The organism is Halocalculus aciditolerans, assembly GCF_014647475.1.
Lineage (GTDB): Archaea > Halobacteriota > Halobacteria > Halobacteriales > Halobacteriaceae > Halocalculus > Halocalculus aciditolerans.
This window is the reverse complement of record NZ_BMPG01000007.1, coordinates 1-16975: the sequence shown is the minus strand read 5'-3', so window position 1 is coordinate 16975 and position 16975 is coordinate 1. Positions and strand designations below refer to the sequence as shown.

18 protein-coding genes are annotated in these 16975 nt (G+C 68.7%); 10 read left to right on the top strand and 8 right to left on the bottom strand.

Translation table 11 applies throughout. From position 1 onward, the window contains the following. Nucleotides 1-80 precede the first annotated feature (80 nt). Nucleotides 81-1424 (bottom strand): alkaline phosphatase family protein, encoded by a 1344-nt coding sequence (locus tag IEY26_RS16335; protein ID WP_188980824.1) that lies wholly within the window; start codon nucleotides 1422-1424, stop codon nucleotides 81-83. A gap of 392 nt (nucleotides 1425-1816) precedes the next feature. Here IEY26_RS16335 and IEY26_RS16330 point away from each other — a divergent pair, with 392 nt between their 5' ends. Beyond that, complete coding sequence (locus IEY26_RS16330; protein WP_188980823.1) at nucleotides 1817-2476, top strand: 2'-5' RNA ligase family protein; 660 nt, start codon at nucleotides 1817-1819, stop codon at nucleotides 2474-2476. 30 nt (nucleotides 2477-2506) lie between these two features. Here the strand turns inward: IEY26_RS16330 and IEY26_RS16325 are convergent, their stop codons facing one another. Beyond that, entirely contained in the window at nucleotides 2507-3040 is a 534-nt protein-coding gene (locus IEY26_RS16325) for an inorganic diphosphatase (protein ID WP_188980822.1), read from the bottom strand. 112 nt (nucleotides 3041-3152) lie between these two features. Here IEY26_RS16325 and IEY26_RS16320 point away from each other — a divergent pair, with 112 nt between their 5' ends. Beyond that, the gene (locus IEY26_RS16320; RefSeq protein ID WP_188980820.1) at nucleotides 3153-3497 is read left to right on the top strand and encodes a PadR family transcriptional regulator; all 345 of its coding nucleotides are present in this window, start codon (nucleotides 3153-3155) and stop codon (nucleotides 3495-3497) included. Here the strand turns inward: IEY26_RS16320 and IEY26_RS16315 are convergent. After that, on the bottom strand, nucleotides 3494-4057 hold the full coding sequence (locus IEY26_RS16315; protein ID WP_188980818.1) for a DUF7108 family protein: 564 nt from the start codon (nucleotides 4055-4057) through the stop codon (nucleotides 3494-3496). The genes IEY26_RS16320 and IEY26_RS16315 overlap by 4 nt on opposite strands. Further along, nucleotides 4050-4646, bottom strand: coding sequence for a ribonuclease HI (rnhA, locus tag IEY26_RS16310; RefSeq protein WP_188980816.1), 597 nt, complete (start codon nucleotides 4644-4646; stop codon nucleotides 4050-4052). Before rnhA ends, IEY26_RS16315 begins: the two co-directional genes overlap by 8 nt. Nucleotides 4647-4823: 177 nt before the next feature. Here rnhA and IEY26_RS16305 point away from each other — a divergent pair, with 177 nt between their 5' ends. The 4 genes from IEY26_RS16305 to IEY26_RS16290 all read left to right on the top strand — a co-directional run bounded on the left by IEY26_RS16305 (nucleotide 4824) and on the right by IEY26_RS16290 (nucleotide 9648). Further along, entirely contained in the window at nucleotides 4824-5777 is a 954-nt protein-coding gene (locus IEY26_RS16305) for a transcription initiation factor IIB (protein ID WP_188980814.1), read from the top strand. A gap of 69 nt (nucleotides 5778-5846) precedes the next feature. After that, on the top strand, nucleotides 5847-6545 hold the full coding sequence (locus tag IEY26_RS16300) for a phosphoglycerol geranylgeranyltransferase (RefSeq protein ID WP_188980812.1): 699 nt from the start codon (nucleotides 5847-5849) through the stop codon (nucleotides 6543-6545). Between the two features lie 343 nt (nucleotides 6546-6888). Further along, nucleotides 6889-7707: a pantoate kinase gene (locus IEY26_RS16295; RefSeq protein ID WP_188980810.1), complete on the top strand. Its 819-nt coding sequence runs from the start codon at nucleotides 6889-6891 to the stop codon at nucleotides 7705-7707. A gap of 141 nt (nucleotides 7708-7848) precedes the next feature. Further along, nucleotides 7849-9648 (top strand): MutS-related protein, encoded by a 1800-nt coding sequence (locus tag IEY26_RS16290; RefSeq protein WP_188980808.1) that lies wholly within the window; start codon nucleotides 7849-7851, stop codon nucleotides 9646-9648. Here the strand turns inward: IEY26_RS16290 and IEY26_RS16285 are convergent, their stop codons facing one another. Next, nucleotides 9649-9861: a hypothetical protein gene (locus IEY26_RS16285; protein WP_188980806.1), complete on the bottom strand. Its 213-nt coding sequence runs from the start codon at nucleotides 9859-9861 to the stop codon at nucleotides 9649-9651. An 83-nt stretch (nucleotides 9862-9944) separates the two neighbouring features. On the opposite strand from IEY26_RS16285, the gene IEY26_RS16280 reads away from it, so the two are divergent. From IEY26_RS16280 to IEY26_RS16270, 3 genes are all read left to right on the top strand, one after another. Next, entirely contained in the window at nucleotides 9945-10925 is a 981-nt protein-coding gene (locus tag IEY26_RS16280; protein WP_188980805.1) for a CNNM domain-containing protein, read from the top strand. Between the two features lie 75 nt (nucleotides 10926-11000). After that, nucleotides 11001-11666 (top strand): ArsR/SmtB family transcription factor, encoded by a 666-nt coding sequence (locus tag IEY26_RS16275; RefSeq protein ID WP_188980804.1) that lies wholly within the window; start codon nucleotides 11001-11003, stop codon nucleotides 11664-11666. 115 nt (nucleotides 11667-11781) lie between these two features. Then, the gene (locus IEY26_RS16270) at nucleotides 11782-12975 is read left to right on the top strand and encodes an MFS transporter (protein WP_188980803.1); all 1194 of its coding nucleotides are present in this window, start codon (nucleotides 11782-11784) and stop codon (nucleotides 12973-12975) included. Between the two features lie 76 nt (nucleotides 12976-13051). On the opposite strand, the gene IEY26_RS16265 is transcribed toward IEY26_RS16270, so the two are convergent. Further along, nucleotides 13052-13642: a 50S ribosomal protein L15e gene (locus IEY26_RS16265; protein WP_188980802.1), complete on the bottom strand. Its 591-nt coding sequence runs from the start codon at nucleotides 13640-13642 to the stop codon at nucleotides 13052-13054. A gap of 416 nt (nucleotides 13643-14058) precedes the next feature. Here IEY26_RS16265 and IEY26_RS16260 point away from each other — a divergent pair, with 416 nt between their 5' ends. After that, nucleotides 14059-14286 carry a DUF7542 family protein gene (locus tag IEY26_RS16260; protein ID WP_188980801.1) on the top strand — a complete coding sequence of 76 codons (228 nt, stop codon included), beginning with the start codon at nucleotides 14059-14061 and terminating at the stop codon, nucleotides 14284-14286. A 114-nt stretch (nucleotides 14287-14400) separates the two neighbouring features. On the opposite strand, the gene IEY26_RS16255 is transcribed toward IEY26_RS16260, so the two are convergent. Next, a complete protein-coding gene (locus tag IEY26_RS16255; RefSeq protein WP_188980800.1) occupies nucleotides 14401-15630 on the bottom strand; it encodes a trans-sulfuration enzyme family protein in 1230 nt (409 codons plus the stop codon). A 91-nt stretch (nucleotides 15631-15721) separates the two neighbouring features. Then, entirely contained in the window at nucleotides 15722-16630 is a 909-nt protein-coding gene (locus IEY26_RS16250; protein ID WP_188980798.1) for a serine/threonine-protein kinase RIO2, read from the bottom strand. Between the last annotated feature and the right edge of the window lie 345 nt (nucleotides 16631-16975).

Below are 16975 nucleotides of genomic sequence, written 5' to 3'. Positions count from 1 at the left end.
GATCTCGTTCGGTTCTCGGTGAGCCCGCCGCGCACCTCGTAGCCCCGGTCGCGGTCAGTTCCGGGACTCGTCGAGGCGCTTCACACGAGCGATTCGCCGTCGAACTCCTGGGGCGTGTAGTTCACGTCCAGGAGGTCGAGGATGGTCGGCGTGAGGTCGAAGAGGTCGGTGTCGCCGACGGTGACGTCGGGGTCGCTGCTGACGAGCGTCGCGTTCTCGAAGGAGTGCATGCCGTTTCGCGGGCCGACGTCGAAGACGTCCTCGTGGCCTTTGAAGCCGGCTTTGAGGTCGAAGCCGTGCGCGGGGATGGCGACGAGGTCGGGGGCGATGTCGTCGTGGTCGCCGGCGAAGGCGTCCTCCTTCTCGACGACGCGGTCGATGACCTGCTCGCCGTCGGGGCCGGTGAGGCCTTCGAGCTTCCCCTTGAGTTCGTCGCGGACGGCCTCGTACTCGGATTCGGGGACGCTCCCGCGCGGTTCGCGGTCTTCGAGGTTGATGTAGAACCGGCCGGGGATGAAGGAGTACGCCTTCGTGTCGCCGTCGATGTCGTCGAGGCTGTCGTGGTCGTCGTCCTCGAACGCGAGCCAGCCTTCGTCTTCCAGCCACGTGTTCAGGTGGACTTCGTACTCCTCGCTCGTGAACCCGTGGTCGGACGCGACGAGCAGAGTGACGTCGTCCGGCAGGCGGTCTTCGAGGTCGCCGATGTAGCGGTCGACCTTCTCGTAGAACTCGAGGAACCCCTCCTTGTTCTCGCCGTCCTCCTCGTAATCCTTGAAGAGGAAGTGGTTCACGCGGTCGGTGGTCATGAAGACGCCGAAGAAGAGGTCCCAGTCGTCCGCGTCGACGTAGTGTTTGAACGCCTCGTAGCGCGCGTCGAGCGTCTCGTGGGCGTTTTCGAGGAACTCGGATTTGTCGTCGCGGTGGCCGAGTTTCGCGTTCGTGTCGATGCGGTAGTCGATGTCGTCGAGGAAGGCGGCGACGTCGTCGGGCTGCGCCGCCTTCTTCACGCCCGGCGACAGGAAGCCCGACACCATCCGCTGGACGTTCCCCTGCGGCGGGAAGGTGACGGGGACGTTCATCACGGTCGCGTCGCGGCCGTCGTCGGTGACGCGGTCCCAGACACGCTCCGCCTGCACGTCACTCCCCATCGGCACGTACGTGTCGTACGTCCCGTTCTCCCGGTCCTGGAAGCCGTACACGCCGGTCTTTCCGGGGTTCACGCCCGTGGTGAGCGACGGCCAGCACGCGCTCGACTCCGGCGGCACGATGCTGTCGATGTCACCGCCAGAACCCGACTCCATGATGCGGTGGAGGTTCGGGAACGTCTCGGGTTCGTTCTCGATGAGCGAGAACGGCACCCCGTCGATACCGATGAAGGCGACGCGCGGAGCATCCCCGCCCGTCAGCCGGTCGAACAGTCCCATACCCCACCTTCCGCTGTCGCCTACAAGTATCTTCAGCCTTCGCCCCCGATTGCCGCGGGCTACGACGCGAGCACGCGCCCGGCCGTCCGCCATACGCCCTTCTCGTGCCGCCGCGTACGCGTTCGGCTAAGGCGGACTCCGGGCGTTGCGGCGCGTTCAGGCCTCGTCCGCGTCGTCGCGGCCCGGTTCTTCGTCCGCGCCGGCCTCTCCGGGAACGACCGTGACGTGGTCGATGCCGATCGGCTGGTTTGCTGCCATACCCGGGGATAGCCGCTCGCCATCCCTAAAATTACCCATACGCATAACGTATCGGTCGCGCGGGTGTCCATGCCCGCTGGTAATCTCGTCGGATACCCGAAGGGCCTAATCCCTCCGGCGTCTCCGTTCACCTAATGACTTCGGGCTACTGGGGACGAAAACGTCGACTCGACCCCGTCGTTACCGACGCGGAGACTCGCGCCGCGTGGGCTGACGGACGGCATCGATACCGAAGCTTCGTGGTCCGACTCACCGGCGCTCCGGCGAACACCCTCGCCGACCTCGCCGACGCCGTCGGGGGGTTCGACTGCGTCCACCCCGTATCGGAAGAATACCTTCACGTCGCCGTGAAACCGCTCGGATTCGTCGTCGACGACCCCGACGGCGGCGACGAACTCGACCCGGACACCGCGGACGCCGCCGCGGACGCCGCCGCGGACGTCTTCGCCGACGAACGACCCTTCGAAGCCGAACTCGAGCGCGTCAACCTCTTCCCCGACTCCGTCTTCGCCGAAATCGACGCCGACGGCCGCTTCGAACGCATCCACCGCGAACTCCTCTCCCTCCCCGACGTCCCCGCCCTCCCCAACGACGGCGACGCCTACACGCCGCACGTCACGCTCGGCGACTTCCGGAGCACCAGCGACTTCGAATACTTCGTCGAGTGGCTCGAAGACAACCGCGACATCGACGCCGACCCCATCGAGATCGACGCCTTCCACCTCGTCGAACGCGACCCCGCGAAATCCTTCTCGTCGCTCGAAACGCTCCGCACCTACGAACTCGAAGAGTAAAAAGCGCGACTCGGTCCGTCGGTTCGTCCGTTACGCGAAGTTCTCCTCGTAGAGGTCCATCGCGTGCTCGATGGCCTCCTTCGCGGTCGCCTTATCCGACCAGCCCTCGACGGCGACTTCCTTGCCCTCCTCGAGGTTCTTGTACGTGCGGAAGAACTCCGCGATCTCGTCTTTCTTCTGCTTCGTGAGGTCGTCGAGGTCGTCGATGTGGTCGTAGCGGGGGTCCTCGGACGGGACGGCGATGACCTTGTCGTCCTGCTCGCCGTCGTCGTCCATATGCATCAGGGCGACCGGGCGCGCCTCGATGACGCAGCCGGGGAACGTCTTGTCCTTCACGAGCACGAGGACGTCGAAGGGGTCCTCGTCGTCGTAGTAGGACTGCGGGATGAAGCCGTAGTCGCTCGGGTAGTGGACGTTCGAGTGGAGGACGCGGTCCAGCATGACGCCGGGGATGTCCTTGTTGTACTCGTACTTGTTCCGCTCGCCTTTCAGGCATTCGACGACGGCGTAGATCTCGTCCGGTGCGTTCGGGCCGGTTTCTAAGTCTTCCCAGAGGTTCGTCATCGGTCGGTTCGACCTGCGTTCGACGCCCTAAAGGGCCTTTCGGGTCGGCGTTCGATAGAACCGCCCGCCCTGGTGGGAAGCGTTTAAATAGCGGGATGACATGAATTAATGTATGTCAGAGGCACAACCTGCGACGCGGAGTGACGTCCGCGACCTGACAGCGTTCCAGAAGAACATCCTGTTCGTACTCGCCGAGGAGGCGCGCTACGGACTCGCCATCAAACGCGAACTCGAAGACTACTACGGCGAGGAGGTCAACCACGGCCGTCTCTACCCGAACCTCGACGACCTCGTCACCATGGGGTTCGTCGAGAAATCCGAACTCGACAAGCGAACCAACGAGTACGGTCTCACCGCCGACGGCCTCGACGCCGTCGTCGACGACCTCTCGTGGGTGCTCGATAAGTTCGTCATCGACGACGAGCGCCGCGACACCATCGAATCCCTGGTTAACTAATCCGACGTCCTGACATCGTCGGACCCCACTGTTTCGGCTTCTTTTAACGCGTATTCGAGCGACTGCTCCAGCAGTTCGCGCTGTTCGTCGGTCGGCCACGCGTTCCGCGGGAAGTACTCCTCGGCGAACTCCTCGACCTCCTCGGACGCGAGGTCGCCGATGGGTTTCGCGTAGTGGTTCTCCGCGAAGTCCGCGAGGGTGCGGACGTTCGCCGCGTGCGTCTCCCCGTGTTTCTCGGCGACGGCGTCGACGATTGCCGCGTTCTGCTCCGCCGTCTCCCGGTACGCCGCCGCGTCGCCCGGCCCGGACAGCGAGAGCTCCACCGCCTCCTCGGTGTCGACGGCGTCCATCCGGACCGTCCCGGCGTCGTCCAGCCACTCCTTCGGGTGGAGGACGAGCGTGTCGTCGGCCTCCCGATGACGCGCCGTATACCCGTGCTCGTCGAGCAGTTCGTCGCGCTCGGCGCGGTACGCGTCGGCCGCCGCGTCGTCGACGGCGTCCCGCGCCAGCCGCGTCAACCGCTCGACCTCCTCCACGGTGTCTTCGGGCAGTTCAGGCATCGTCGAGCGCCTCGTTCGCTAAGTCGTCCGCGCGCTCGTTCACCTCCCGTGGGACGTGCGTCAGCGACCAGTCGTCGAACCCTTCGAGGAGCTGGCGGACCGCGATGCGTTTCTCCTTCAGCTCGGGGTCGTTCGTGTTCCACGCGCCCTTCACCTGCTTCACGATGAGCTGGCTGTCGCCCTTCGCCTCCACTTCGTCGAAGCCGTACTGGCTCGCCATCTCCAGCGCCTTCGTCAACGCCTCGTACTCCGCCTGATTGTTCGTCGCGCGCCCGATGGTCTCCCCGCCCTCGGCGACGATGCCGTCGCCGCTCACGAGCACCCAGCCGACGGCGGCCGGCCCCGGATTCCCGCGGCTCGCCCCGTCGAAGTACGCGTGTACGCGCCCGCCGCGCTCGCCTTCGAGGACCGCCGTGACGTCGGCCGGGTTCTTCCCCTGCACCACGACCTTATCCTCGTAGGCGACGGCGGTCGCGTCGCCGAGCGACGCCCGCCACCGCTCGTGAGGCGTGTTCCCCTCCTCGACGTCCGCGCCCGCGTCCGCGAGGCGCTCGCGCGCGGCCGCGACGTCGCATTCAATGGTCGGCATTACCCGCAGTCACTCTTCCTCTCGTATAGGGATTCCGTTCTATCCGGAGACGGAGAACACCTCCCTCAGGCCCGTAAAACCGCGATAGGCGCTCTTTTCGGCCTCGACGTCGACGCCGGACCACCTTCACCCCGGCCAGTGGTTTTATGATAAGCGTTTCTCTACTCTATCAATAGAATGTCACGGTCCACGCGCACGCGAGAGGAGGACGTAGCGGAGCGAGAACGCGACGGCGACCAGCGGGGTTGCCCCGAGTGTGAGTCCTCGAACCTCGTGCAGAGCGCCGACCGGGGCGAGCTCATCTGCGAGGACTGCGGGCTCGTCGTCGAGGAGGACAACGTGGACCGAGGGCCGGAGTGGCGGGCGTTCAACCACTCGGAGCGCCAGCAGAAGTCGCGAGTCGGGGCCCCCACCACCCAGACGATGCACGACAAGGGTCTCACCACCCAGATCGACTGGAAGGACCAGGACGCCTACGGTCGGTCCATCAGCTCGAAGAAGCGCTCGCAGATGCACCGCCTGCGCAAGTGGCAAGAGCGCATCCGAACGAAGGACGCGGGCGAGCGGAACCTCCAGTTCGCGCTCAGCGAAATCGACCGCATGGCGTCCGCTATCGGCGTGCCGCGCTCCGTGCGCGAGGTGGCGTCGGTCATCTACCGGCGCGCGCTGAAGGAGGACCTCATCCGCGGGCGCAGTATCGAAGGCGTCGCCACCTCCTGTCTCTACGCGGCGTGCCGGAAAGAGGGTATCCCGCGCTCGCTGGAGGAGATCAGCGAGGTCTCCCGCGTCGAGCGCAAGGAGATCGGCCGCACGTATCGGTACGTGAGTCAGGAGCTCGGCCTGGAGATGAAACCCGTCGACCCGACGAAGTACGTCCCGCGGTTCTGCAGCGAACTCGACCTCTCCGAGGAAGTGCAGTCGAAAGCCGGCGAAATCATCGAAACCACCGCCGAGAAGGGGCTCCTCTCCGGCAAGAGTCCGACGGGCTACGCCGCAGCCGCCATCTACGCCGCGTCCCTCCTCTGCAACGAGAAGAAGACGCAGCGCGAGGTCGCCGACGTCGCGCAGGTGACTGAGGTCACCATCCGGAACCGCTACCAGGAGCAGATCGAGGCGATGGGCCTCCACTAGTCGGCGAGACGTTCTGGTTCTCCCGTCGGTTCGGAAGGAATTTGCCTGTCCGCGCCGCTACCCGGTAGTATGACTACGCCGTGGACGGACTGGGACCACGTTCTGAAGGTGGACCCGGACAAGGAACTGGTAGCGGGTGAGACGTTCGACGACGTCTGTGCGACGGGGACGGACGCCATCGAGATCGGCGGCACACTGGATATCACGGCGGAGAAGATGGAGCGCGTCATCGAGGCGTGCGCGAAACACGACGTGCCGCTCTATCAGGAGCCGTCGATGCCGAGCGTCGTCGTCGAGGACGACGCCTTAGATGGGTATCTCATTCCGACGGTGTTCAACGCGGGCGACGTGTTCTGGGTGACGGGCGCGCACAAGGAGTGGGAGCGCATCGCGGACATCGCGTGGGAGCGCACGACGACGGAGGCCTACATCGTTCTGAACGACGATGCGAGCGTCGCGGAACTCACTGACGCGGACACGGACCTCACCGCGGACGACGTCCACTCGTACGCGAAAGTCGCCGAACGCCTGTTCGGCCAGGACATCGTCTACGTCGAATATTCGGGGACGCTCGGCGACCCCGACGTCGTGCAGGCCGCCCAGGACGGCATCGACGAGGCGACGCTCTTCTACGGCGGCGGCATCCACGGCTACGACGCCGCCTACGAGATGGCGCAGCACGCCGACACCATCGTCGTCGGCGACCTCCTGCACGACGAAGGCGTCGACGCCGTCCGCGAGACGGTGAAAGGAGCGAAAGAGGCGTAACGCGGTTCGGAGCGAGCGCCGACGGCGCGAGCGAGAACCGCGATGACGCGAACGGGGAGCGAACGAACGTGAGCGACCCGTGAGCCGGGCGGGGAGTGAGGAGCGAGCGCCGACGGCGCGAGCGAGAACCGCGTTATGGCGAGCGGGAGCACGAACGTGAGCGACACGCGAGCCGCGCGGAGTGAGGGCTGAGCGCCGTCGACGACGCCTCGCTCTCCCCTCGTCGTCACCGCGTCCGGGGTCGTCCTCCTCGGCGCGCTCCTCGCGCTCCGCGCCCGCGGCCCGGTCGACGCCGTCCGCGAATCGAACGGTTAACTTACACCCATCGCTTCCTCTCGCACGAATGACGGACGCAGTCGAGGTTTTCGTCCCCGGGCACATCACCGGGCTGTTCAGCGTCCACCGACACGCCGACCCCGAACGCGCCGGCTCCCGCGGTGCCGGCGTCACGCTCACCGACGGCGTCACCGTCGCGCTCACACCCGCTCCGGACTCTCTCGTGACGCTCAACGGCGACCCGGTCGAGATGCCGCCCGTCGCCGGCGTGCTCGACGCGCTCGACGTCACCGCCGAGATTCACGCGGAGACGCCGCTCCCCCTCGGCGCGGGCTTCGGCGTCTCCGGCGCGATGGCGCTCGGCACCGCCTACGCCGCGAACGCCGCGTTCGACTGCGGGAAGACGGACAACGCCGTCATCCGCGTCGCCCACGAGGCCGAAGTCTCCTCCGGAACCGGCCTCGGCGACGTCGTCGCGCAGGCCCGCGGCGGCGTTCCCATCCGCCTCGAACCCGGCGCACCCCCCCACGGCCGCCTCGACGCCATCCCCGCCGCCGCCCGCGTCGAATACCTCACCTTCGGCGGGCTCGCCACCAGCGACGTCATCTCCGGCTCCACCACCGAACTCTCCGCCGCCGGCGAAGACGCTCTCACCGCGCTCCTCGACCGCCCGACCCTCCCCGGCTTCATCGACGCCGCCCGCAGCTTCGCCCGCGACGCCGGCGTCATCACCGACGACGTCGCCGCCGTCCTCGACGACGTCGACACCGCCAGCATGGCGATGCTCGGCCGCACCGTCTACACCCTCGGCACCGGCCTCACCGACGCCGGCTACGACGCGGAGACCTGCCGGGTTCACCCGGCAGGCGCGACCTTCGAGGAGTAGGCGGGTCGGAGCGATAGAGCGACGCGAAGGAGGGAGACCCGCCGGACAGCCGAACGGTCGAGCGAGCGAATGGGGCGATTCGGTGGAGGCTCCGTGTGTTCTCGCGAAAGCTCTAACCGGCGTGGTCGCGCAGTCGGTGGTATGCGACTGGAGGAGTACTGGGGCGTGGGCCCGAAGACGGCGGCGTTGCTGTCGGAGGCGCTCGGGGTGGAGGCGGCGGTGTCGGCGATCGAGTCGGCGAACAGTCGCGCGCTCGTGGAGGCGGGGGTGTCGAGCGGGCGGGCGACGCGGATTCTGCGGCGGGCGAACGGCGGTGAGGGCTTGGACCTCTTGGCGACGGACGACGCGCGCGACATCTACAAGGATCTCGTGGAGCGCGCGCAGTCGTACGCGGTGACGGGGCACGCGGCGGACCGGATTCGCGTGTTGACGCCGCTGCTCGACGCGGACGCGATAGAGGCGCGCTTGGACCTCGTGGGCGAGGCGCGGGAGACGTGGCGCGGGCTCGATGCGGGGGGGCGCGAGCGCGTGTTGGCGGTGTTCGACGCGCACGACGCGGTTGCGGGCGGCGAGGCGTCGGCGGTGGATACGGCGGTCGACCTCCTCGACGCGGGGTTCACGGACGGGGTGTTCGCGCCGCTCGGCGACTTGGACGCGGACGCACTGGCGGACGCGTCGACGGCGCTGTCGGCGCTCGACGACGGCGGTGTCGCGCCCGGAGCGGACGACCGGCTGGACGAGTACCGCGAGTCGCTGGACGCGGTGGAGCGGCTGGCGCGCGACCCGGCGAGCGTCATGGCGGCGGTGCGGAGCGAGGGCGTGCAGGGTACAGAGGGATTCCGCGAGGCGTTCGTCGAGTACGTCGTCGACGAGGCGGGCGTGTCGTCGACGCGCGTGCGGCGCGCGACCGAAGTGGAGGCGGCTGACGCGGCGGATTTCGTCTCGAACACGCTCCGCGGGCTCGCGGACGACCTCCGTGAGGACGTCGAGCAGCGGGAGGCGGCGGTCGCCGACGACCTCCGGGACGCGGTGGACGACGCGCGGGCGGACGTGGACGCCGCGGTGGAAGCCGTGGACGACATCGCCTTCGCGCTCTCGCTCGCGCGGTTCGCCGACGCGTTCGACCTCACGCGCCCGACGCTCGTCGACGACGGACTCGCCGTCGTGGGCGCGCGGAACCTCGACCTCGAAGCCGAGGGAGAATCCGTCCAACCCATCGACTACGGCGTCGGCGTGCACGCGCTCGGTGCGAGCGCGAATGGAGCGAGCGGGGCGGACGGGATCACGTTCGGCGAGGACGCGACGGGGACGCCGATGCCGTCTGACGACGCAGTCGCCGTGCTGACGGGCGCGAACTCCGGCGGGAAGACGACGGTGCTGGAGACGCTCTGCGAGGTGAGCGTGCTCGCGCACCTCGGCCTCCCCGTGCCCGCGGAACACGCCGAAGTCCCGGTCGTGGACGCCGTGGTCTTCCACCGCCGGCACGCGTCGTTCAACGCGGGCGTGCTGGAGTCAACGCTGAAGTCCGTCGTCCCGCCGGTGACGGCGGAGGGGAAGACCATCATGCTCGTCGACGAGTTCGAAGCCATCACGGAGCCGGGGAGCGCCGCCGACCTCCTGCACGGCCTCGTCACGCTCACGGTCGACCGCGGCGCGCTCGGCGTGTTCGTCACGCACCTCGCGGACGACCTCGAACCGCTCCCGGACGCCGCGCGCGTCGACGGTATCTTCGCCGAAGGCCTCACGCCCGACCTCGAACTCGAAGTCGACTACCAGCCGCGGTTCGGCGTCGTCGGCCGCTCCACGCCCGAGTTCATCGTCTCCCGCCTCATCGCGAACGCCCGGAACCCCGCGGAGCGCGCCGGCTACGAGGCGCTCGCGGAAGCCGTCGGCCACGAGGTCGTGCAGCGCACGCTCTCCGACGCGCGCTGGGACGCGTAGTCAGGAGACCCAGCGCTTCACCGCGGCGGCGACGGCGGCGGCGAGCGCGGCCGCCCCCACGACGGTCGCCGCCTGCGTCGTCGCGTCCGCGCTCGCTCGGTAGCCGCACGCCTGACAGCGGTAGCCGACGACGCGCCACCCCGCGCCGGTCGTGTACTGTCGCTCGAAGCGCACGCCGCCGCACCGCGGACACTCGGCCGGGGGACCGCTCATTACTTGTCTGTTCACGCGGCGTCGGGAAAAGCGACGCCGTCCGCGGGACGGCACTTATGTGGCCGTCGCCCGCTCGATTCGGTATGGTCGATACGTTCCTCGTCGGGGCGGCCGTCTTCTGCGCCGTGTTGCTCGCCGCGAGCGCGTTCTTCTCTTCGGCCGAAATCGCGATCTTCAGCCTCCAAATCCACCGTGTCGAATCGCTCGCCTCGTCGGCGGACGCCCGTGCGCGCACGCTCGCCGCGCTCCGCGAGGACCCACACCGACTGCTCGTCACCATCCTCGTCGGGAACAACGTCGTGAACGTCGCGCTCTCCACGGTCGTCGCCGCGCTCTCCGTCGCCCTCCTCCCCGACGGGGCGGGCATCGCGCTCGCGACCGTCGTGACGAGCGTGCTCGTGCTCCTCTTCGGGGAGATCGCGCCGAAGGCGTTCGGCGTCGCGAACGCCGAGTCGTGGTCGCTCCGCGTCGCCCGCCCCGTCGCCGCCCTCGAACGCGCGCTCGGCCCCGTCGTCTGGCTGTTCGAGCACGCCTCCGCCGCGCTCACCACGCTCGTAGCCGGCCCGGCCGTGGAGAAACCCTACGTCACCCGCGAGGAGATTCTCGCGCTCCTCCACACCGGCGCGCAGATCGGCGTCATCGACGACGACGAACGCCAGAGCGTGAACGCCGTGCTCTCCCTCGAACAGGAAGCCGTGGAGGAACTCATGACGCCGCGTGAGAGCGTCGTCGCCGTTCCCGTCAGCGCCACCGCGGAAGCGGCGCGCGACGCGGCCCTCGACGCCGACGTCACCCGCGTCCTCGTCGTCGGCGACACGCTGGACGACGTCCGCGGCGTCGTCACCGCGCGGGCCGCCGCCCGCGCCGCTCGCGACGGAGCGACGCTCGACAGCGTGCTCGACGCGCCGCTCTCCGCGCGCGACTCGTGGACCGCCCGCGAACTCTACCAGGCGTTCCGCGAGCAGAACGTGGCGTTCGCCGTCGTCCGCGACGCCGGGAGGCGCACGGTCGGCGTCATCACGCGCGGCGACCTCGCCGACGACGTTCTCTGGCGCGGCGCGTAACCGGCGAACGAACCCGGGTCAAATCACGGCTTGACTCTCGAAAACATCTAAGCCACCCGGCACGTATCCGTACGCGTGCCCAGTCAGTTCCCACCGCGACCACGCGTGCAGGGGTCGGGTGACGACGACACGCGCGTCCTCGCGCTGGACGACGCGGACGCCGACGACGTCTTCGACGTCCTCGCCGCGCGGACGCGCCGCGAGTTCCTCGCGTCGCTCTACGAGGAGCCCTCGACGACCTCAGACCTCGCGGACCGCCACGACACCTCGCTGCAGAACACGAGCTACCACCTCGAGAAACTCCAGGAAGCCGGGCTCGTCGAAGTCGCCGGCACGTGGTACTCCGAGCAGGGAACGGAGATGAACGTCTACGCGCCGACGAACGCCGGTCTCGTCCTCTTCGCCGGCGGCGAGGAGTCGAAGTCCGTGCTCACGCGCGCGCTCACCCGGCTCTTCGGCGCGGTCGCGCTCGTCGCCGTCCTCGGCGTGCTCGTCCAGGGGCTCGTCACCCGCCTCCCGCTCGGCGCACCGGCGAGCTCGGAGGCCGACGCCGGCGGCGGCCAAGTCTCCACGATGGCCGTCTCGACCGCGGACACCCAGCCCTCGCTCCTCGATAGAGCCGTCGAGTTCCTCTCCCAGCCCGGCGTCGAAGCCTTCCTCCTCGGCACCGGCGTCCTCCTCGTCCTCTTCGCGCTCTGGTACGCCCGCGTCTACCGGCCGCGACGCGGCCGCGCCGCCTGACAACTGACGGTTCCTCACTGTCGCCGAATCTTGGAGCGTTCACAACGCTTAGGGTCGAAACCCCACTACCGACGGATATGTCGACCGCGACAACGACGCCCGCGGGGGTGGTCGCGTGACGCGGCGAGCGTCCGGCCCGCTCGGCGTCACCGCGCTCGTGAGCGTCGACCACTTCGTCTCTCACGTCTACCTCCTCGCCCTCCCGCCGCTCTTCCCCGTGCTCGCCGGCGCGCTCGACGCGAGCGAGACCCAACTCGCGTTGAGCGTCACGCTCATCTTCGTCGCGCAGTTCCTCTGCCAAGTCCCCGCCGGCGAACTCGTCGACCGCGTCGGCGGGAAACGCGTCGTCGTCGGCGGCCTCGCCCTCACCGCCGTCAGCGTCGGCCTCGTCGGATTCGCCACCTCGCCCCTCCACGTGCTCGCGCTCGCCTTCCTCTCCGGCGTCGGCCAAGCGCCCTTCCACCCCGGGAACTACGCGCTCCTCGACGCCGCCGGCGACGACGCCACCGAAGGCCGCCAGTTCAGCGTCCACTCCTTCGGCGGGTTCGTCGGGTTCGCCGCCGCCCCCGGTCTCATGGTCGGCCTCACCGCGCTCGCCGACTGGCACACCGCCTTCTTCGCTATCGGCGCGGCCGGCCTCGCCTACGCCGCCGTCCTCGCCGTCGGCCTCGCGCCCGTCCACCGCGGCGCGCTCGCCGACGCCGACACCGAACGTGCGAGCGGCAACGCCGCCGGGCGGTTCGAGAGCGTCCGCATGCTCCGCGACCCGCTCGTCGCCGGGATGTTCGCGTTCTTCCTCCTCGCCACGCTCGCCACCACCGGCGTCCAGACCTACACCGCGACGTTCGCCGTCGACCTCGGCTACACCGCCGCGCTCGGGAACACCGCGCTCACCGCGTTCCTCGCCGCCGCCGCGGTCTGCGTCCTCGCCGGCGGCTGGCTCGCCGACCGCTACGACGCCTTCGCCATCATCGTCACTAGCCTCCTCTGGGCCGCCGGCGTCCTCGCCGCCGGCTTCCTCCTCGGGCTCTCCCCGACCGTCCTCACCGTTGCGTGGCTCGCCGCCGGCGCGGGCTACGGCCTCACGCTCCCCGCCCGCGACCGCATCACGAACGCGCTCTCCGACGCCGGTGACACCGGCAAGGGCTTCGGCATCGTGTACACTGGCCTCCCCGTCGGCGGCGCGCTCGCCCCCGTCGCCCTCGGCGCGCTCAGCCACACCTACAGCTACACGCTCGCCTTCGAAGCCGTCGCCGCGCTCTTCCTCGTCGCCGCGCTCGTCGCCCTCGCGCTCGCCCGCCACCGTTGACACGCCGGCGAGCCGACGGCTCCCAGACGCGAACGAGCGGAAAGAACCGAGAGAACGGAAGAGTCCGAAAACCGGGTTACTTCTTGCGCTGCGAACCGCCGGTCTTCGAGGGACGGGTCTTCTCCGTGCCCTTGCCCTTCGTGCGCTGCCCGCGGCCCTTCGTCCCGGCGGACGTGAGCCCGCGAAGCGCGCGGTTGCGCTGCGTGTCGTTGCAGATCCAGTTCAGGTCCGAGTCGGACTTGATCGCGCCGTGCTCGGGGTCGACGAGGATGACCTCGTGCCACTTCTGACTGCCGTCCTCACCCACCCAGTAGGAGTTGAGGACGCGGAGGTTCCGGTACTTCCGGGTCGCGCGCTCCTCGGCGATGCGCTGGATGTTCTTCGTGCGGCCGATGCGGTTCACGCCCTGGCGCTTCGACCGTCGGCCGGCCTTGTGGCGCTGTTTGCGGGCGTTCCCCTTCCGGACGGAGACGCGCGCGACGACGATGCCCTGCTTCGCCTTGTAGCCGAGCTCGCGGGCCTTGTCGAGGCGGGTCGGGCGGTCGACGCGGACGATTGCGCCCTGCTGTCGCCAGTCCTGCTTGCGCTGCCACTGCAGCTCGGCGAGCTTGCCCTCGCCCGGCTGCTTCCACGCGTCCTTGATGTGGGAGTAGAAACTTCGTGCCATAGTGTGTCCACGGGCGCTTGCGATTCAGACGGCGAGACGCGATGCGCCCCGGCCGTCCACATTTCGTCCCGCCGAAGCGGGTGCCCGCTGGAGCCCGTCACCAGCGAGTTACTCTCGCTACTTCCGTCGCGACGTTAAGGCCTTCGGAACGCGCGCCACGTCGACGACCCCTTGATTCACGTCGCGGAGCCGACTACGCGACGTACGGTCGTCCGAGCTCACGCCCGCCACGCCCTTCAGCCTCCTCGCGGGGCTCCTCGCCGCCCACGGCTCCAGCCACTTCGTCCCCCGACGTCACCGCCGCCGTCATCGTCGCGGCTCCCTTCCCCGTCAGCCTGCCCGAACTCAATCATCGCGACGCCCTTCCCGGCCGGTAAGCGGGACGCCTATCCCGGCCCGCCGCATCGCTTCGAGTGATGCCCACGCGCGTGACCGTGACCTGTCCGGACTGCGAGTTCGAGGCGGCGTTCTCGAAGCTCCGCGACGCCCGCGAATGCGTCGACGACCACGAACGCGACGGCCACGACCCCGACTGGCGGATCGACCGCCTCACCGCCGGCGTCGAACGCGCCGGCGACGACGCCGGCGTCTGCGGCGGTGACGACTGCAACCCGGACTCTCCGCTCCTCGTCGACCGCGAGTAACCCCATCCCCCTTTCTCCCGCTCCCAACCCGTACAGCGACGCCGCCGGCCGCCAGGTACCGCTAATGCCGTCGCGGCCCCGTGACCCCCGGAACCTGATTCTATATCGCTCTATTCAGTTTACGGCCCGGGATTCGGGCATCGCGGCGAACCCGCGGTCGAGGTCGGCGAGGAGGTCGTCGACGTGCTCGACGCCGACGCTCATGCGGACGAGCGTGTCCGTGATGCCGACGGCTTCGCGCTCCGCCTTCGGGAGCGGTTCGTGCGTCATCCCGGCGGGGAGTTCGACGAGGGATTCGACGCCGCCCACGGACACCGCGAGCGTGAAGTCGGTTAAGGCTTCGAGGAAGGCCTTCGCGTCGGCGAACTCGCCGTCGAGCTCGAAGGAGAGAATGCCGCCGTGGCCGGTCGTCTGCTCGGCGGCGAGGTCGTGTTGTGGATGGGACGCGAGGCCGGGGTAGTGGACGGCGCGCACGCGGTCGTGGTCGTCGAGGTACTCCGCCACGCGCTGGGCGTTCGCGGCGTGCTGGCGCATCCGCACCGGGAGCGTCTTCACGCCGCGGAGGACGAGGTACGCGTCGAACGGGGCCATCTGGTTCCCGAAGCCGACCTGCTGGAGGAAGGCGATCTCCTCGGCGAGCGCGTCGTCGTTCGTCACGAGCGCGCCCCCCAGGCTGTCCGAGTGGCCGTTGAGGTACTTCGTCGCCGAGTGCGCGACGACGTCCGCGCCGAGCGCGAGCGGGTTCTGGAAGAAGGGAGAGAGGAAGGTGTTGTCGACGCCGAAGACCGCGCCGGCGGCGTCCGCGATGGCCGCGATGCCCCTGACGTCGCAGAGCCGGAGCAGCGGGTTCGTCGGCGTCTCCATCCAGACGAGCGCCGTGTCCTCCCGCACCGCGCCGGCGACCGCGCCGAGGTCCGTCGCGTCCACGAACTCGACGTCGACGCCGAAGCGGTCGCGGAGCACCCGCTCGAAGAGCCGCTTCGTCCCCGCGTAGAGGTCGTCGAACGCGACGACGTGGTCGCCGGGCTCGACGACCGCCATCGCCGCCGTCGCGATAGCCGCCGTCCCGGACGCGAACGCGAACCCGTGCTCGCCGCCCTCTAACGACGCCAGACGCTTCTCCAGCGCGTGCCGCGTCGGGTTCGACAGCCGGCCGTAGAGCCACTCTCCCTTCTCCGGGTCGGCGTCCTCCAGGCCGAAATCGGGGTCGAGCCCGGGGAGCGCGAACGTCGAGGAGAGGTGGATGGGCGAGACGACGTCGCCGCCGGCCGCGGCGTCCGCTTTCTCACCGAACGTCACGGCGCGCGTGTCGAACTGCTGCCGCTCAGAGTCTTCCGAACCCATACCGGATAATCGCCGGATTCGGTGAAGTACCTAGTCGTTGCGTGCTAATTGACCGACCGTGGTTTATTCCCGGGGAGAATACGACACGCGACTACTCGGGGTGCTCTCGGACGGTCCGGAAGTCGTCGGCGGCGACGGCGTCCGCAATCGCGTCCACGTCCACGTCGGGGAGGTCGTTCGGGTACTTCCGCTGGAAGTACGACGTGATGTTCTCGACGTCGCGCTCTAAGAACGTCCGCGCGTTCTCGTGGTCGGTCGGCACGGACTGCGGCCAGTCGAACAGCGTGATGCCGTCCTCCGCGACGAAGACGTTGTACTCGGAGATGTCCGCGTGCACGTACCCGGCCGCGTAAGCCGTCCCGAGCTCCTGCAACACGAGGTCGAGGACGCCGACGACCTGCTCGGAGTCGAGTTTCGCGCGGTTCAACTCCACGCCGTCGATCTTCTCCATCACGATGGCGTGGCGGTTCTGGTCGATGGGGCGCGGCACGCGCACGTCCGGATAGAGCGTTTCGAGCGCGTCGTACTCGCGTTCCGCCGCCTTCCGCGCCGTGTAGAACCACGAGATGTGGTCGTTGTCGCTCGTGTAATCGCGTTCCTTCTGGACCTCCCGGAAGTTCGTGTACCCCTCGCGGTGGAACTTCAACGCCATCGGCTTGTACGACTGCACCTCGAAGACGTCGCTCTCCTTCCCGACGCCGAGCGGCGCACCGAACCCCTCGACGGTGTCGCGCTCCGCGAACGTCCGGAGCGCCAGCACGTCGTACCCCTCGAACGTGAGTCGGAAGCCCTCGTACTGGATGGTCTTTCGCTCCACCAGCCCCCGGTCTTCGGTCCGGTCGAGCCGATAGTCGACTTCTTCCTCGGTCAGCCGCGCGAACTCCGGGAGCTTCTCCCGGTTCACCCATCGCGAGAACCGCATGCCGTGTTCGACGCCGGAGAGGAGGTGGAAGTCCTCGTCCTCCAACTCGGCGACGTCAGCGGCGACGTTACGAACCATTTAGCGTCCGTACGCCCGCTGCGGGTAAAAGCCCCGCGAACACCCGATAAATCTCATAGTGCGATACAGAACGCGAGGTTGGCTGTCGAAGTACGCGCCTCCCGAACTCACTCCACCCAGCGACGCGCGTCGCATCTCGAAGAGAACCCGCACTGTCGCTCATCGCCTGTTCCGCCGTCTCCCGCGGTCTCGCTCCTCAAGTCTCGTTCACGACGTCGACGCCTGCCGGTTCCACAAGGTCTCGCGCGAACGTATACGTGCGAGCAGCGAAGCACTCGCCCCTCACGTCGCGCGGCTCACGGGTCGCGTTGCTCCCCGTTCGCGTTACCGCGGTTCTCGCTCGCT

What these genes read in the sequence shown, in the direction of transcription:
- IEY26_RS16290 (WP_188980808.1), top strand. Translation starts at nt 7,849, where the DNA reads ATGCGACTGGAGGAGTACTGGGGCGTGGGCCCGAAGACGGCGGCGTTG.
- rnhA (WP_188980816.1), bottom strand. Translation starts at nt 4,646, where the DNA reads ATGCCGACCATTGAATGCGACGTCGCGGCCGCGCGCGAGCGCCTCGCG.
- IEY26_RS16300 (WP_188980812.1), top strand. Translation starts at nt 5,847, where the DNA reads ATGACTACGCCGTGGACGGACTGGGACCACGTTCTGAAGGTGGACCCG.
- IEY26_RS16315 (WP_188980818.1), bottom strand. Translation starts at nt 4,057, where the DNA reads ATGCCTGAACTGCCCGAAGACACCGTGGAGGAGGTCGAGCGGTTGACG.
- IEY26_RS16260 (WP_188980801.1), top strand. Translation starts at nt 14,059, where the DNA reads ATGCCCACGCGCGTGACCGTGACCTGTCCGGACTGCGAGTTCGAGGCG.
- IEY26_RS16265 (WP_188980802.1), bottom strand. Translation starts at nt 13,642, where the DNA reads ATGGCACGAAGTTTCTACTCCCACATCAAGGACGCGTGGAAGCAGCCG.
- IEY26_RS16295 (WP_188980810.1), top strand. Translation starts at nt 6,889, where the DNA reads ATGACGGACGCAGTCGAGGTTTTCGTCCCCGGGCACATCACCGGGCTG.
- IEY26_RS16320 (WP_188980820.1), top strand. Translation starts at nt 3,153, where the DNA reads ATGTCAGAGGCACAACCTGCGACGCGGAGTGACGTCCGCGACCTGACA.
- IEY26_RS16325 (WP_188980822.1), bottom strand. Translation starts at nt 3,040, where the DNA reads ATGACGAACCTCTGGGAAGACTTAGAAACCGGCCCGAACGCACCGGAC.
- IEY26_RS16305 (WP_188980814.1), top strand. Translation starts at nt 4,824, where the DNA reads ATGTCACGGTCCACGCGCACGCGAGAGGAGGACGTAGCGGAGCGAGAA.
- IEY26_RS16255 (WP_188980800.1), bottom strand. Translation starts at nt 15,630, where the DNA reads ATGGGTTCGGAAGACTCTGAGCGGCAGCAGTTCGACACGCGCGCCGTG.
- IEY26_RS16335 (WP_188980824.1), bottom strand. Translation starts at nt 1,424, where the DNA reads ATGGGACTGTTCGACCGGCTGACGGGCGGGGATGCTCCGCGCGTCGCC.
- IEY26_RS16280 (WP_188980805.1), top strand. Translation starts at nt 9,945, where the DNA reads ATGGTCGATACGTTCCTCGTCGGGGCGGCCGTCTTCTGCGCCGTGTTG.
- IEY26_RS16250 (WP_188980798.1), bottom strand. Translation starts at nt 16,630, where the DNA reads ATGGTTCGTAACGTCGCCGCTGACGTCGCCGAGTTGGAGGACGAGGAC.
- IEY26_RS16330 (WP_188980823.1), top strand. Translation starts at nt 1,817, where the DNA reads ATGACTTCGGGCTACTGGGGACGAAAACGTCGACTCGACCCCGTCGTT.
- IEY26_RS16285 (WP_188980806.1), bottom strand. Translation starts at nt 9,861, where the DNA reads ATGAGCGGTCCCCCGGCCGAGTGTCCGCGGTGCGGCGGCGTGCGCTTC.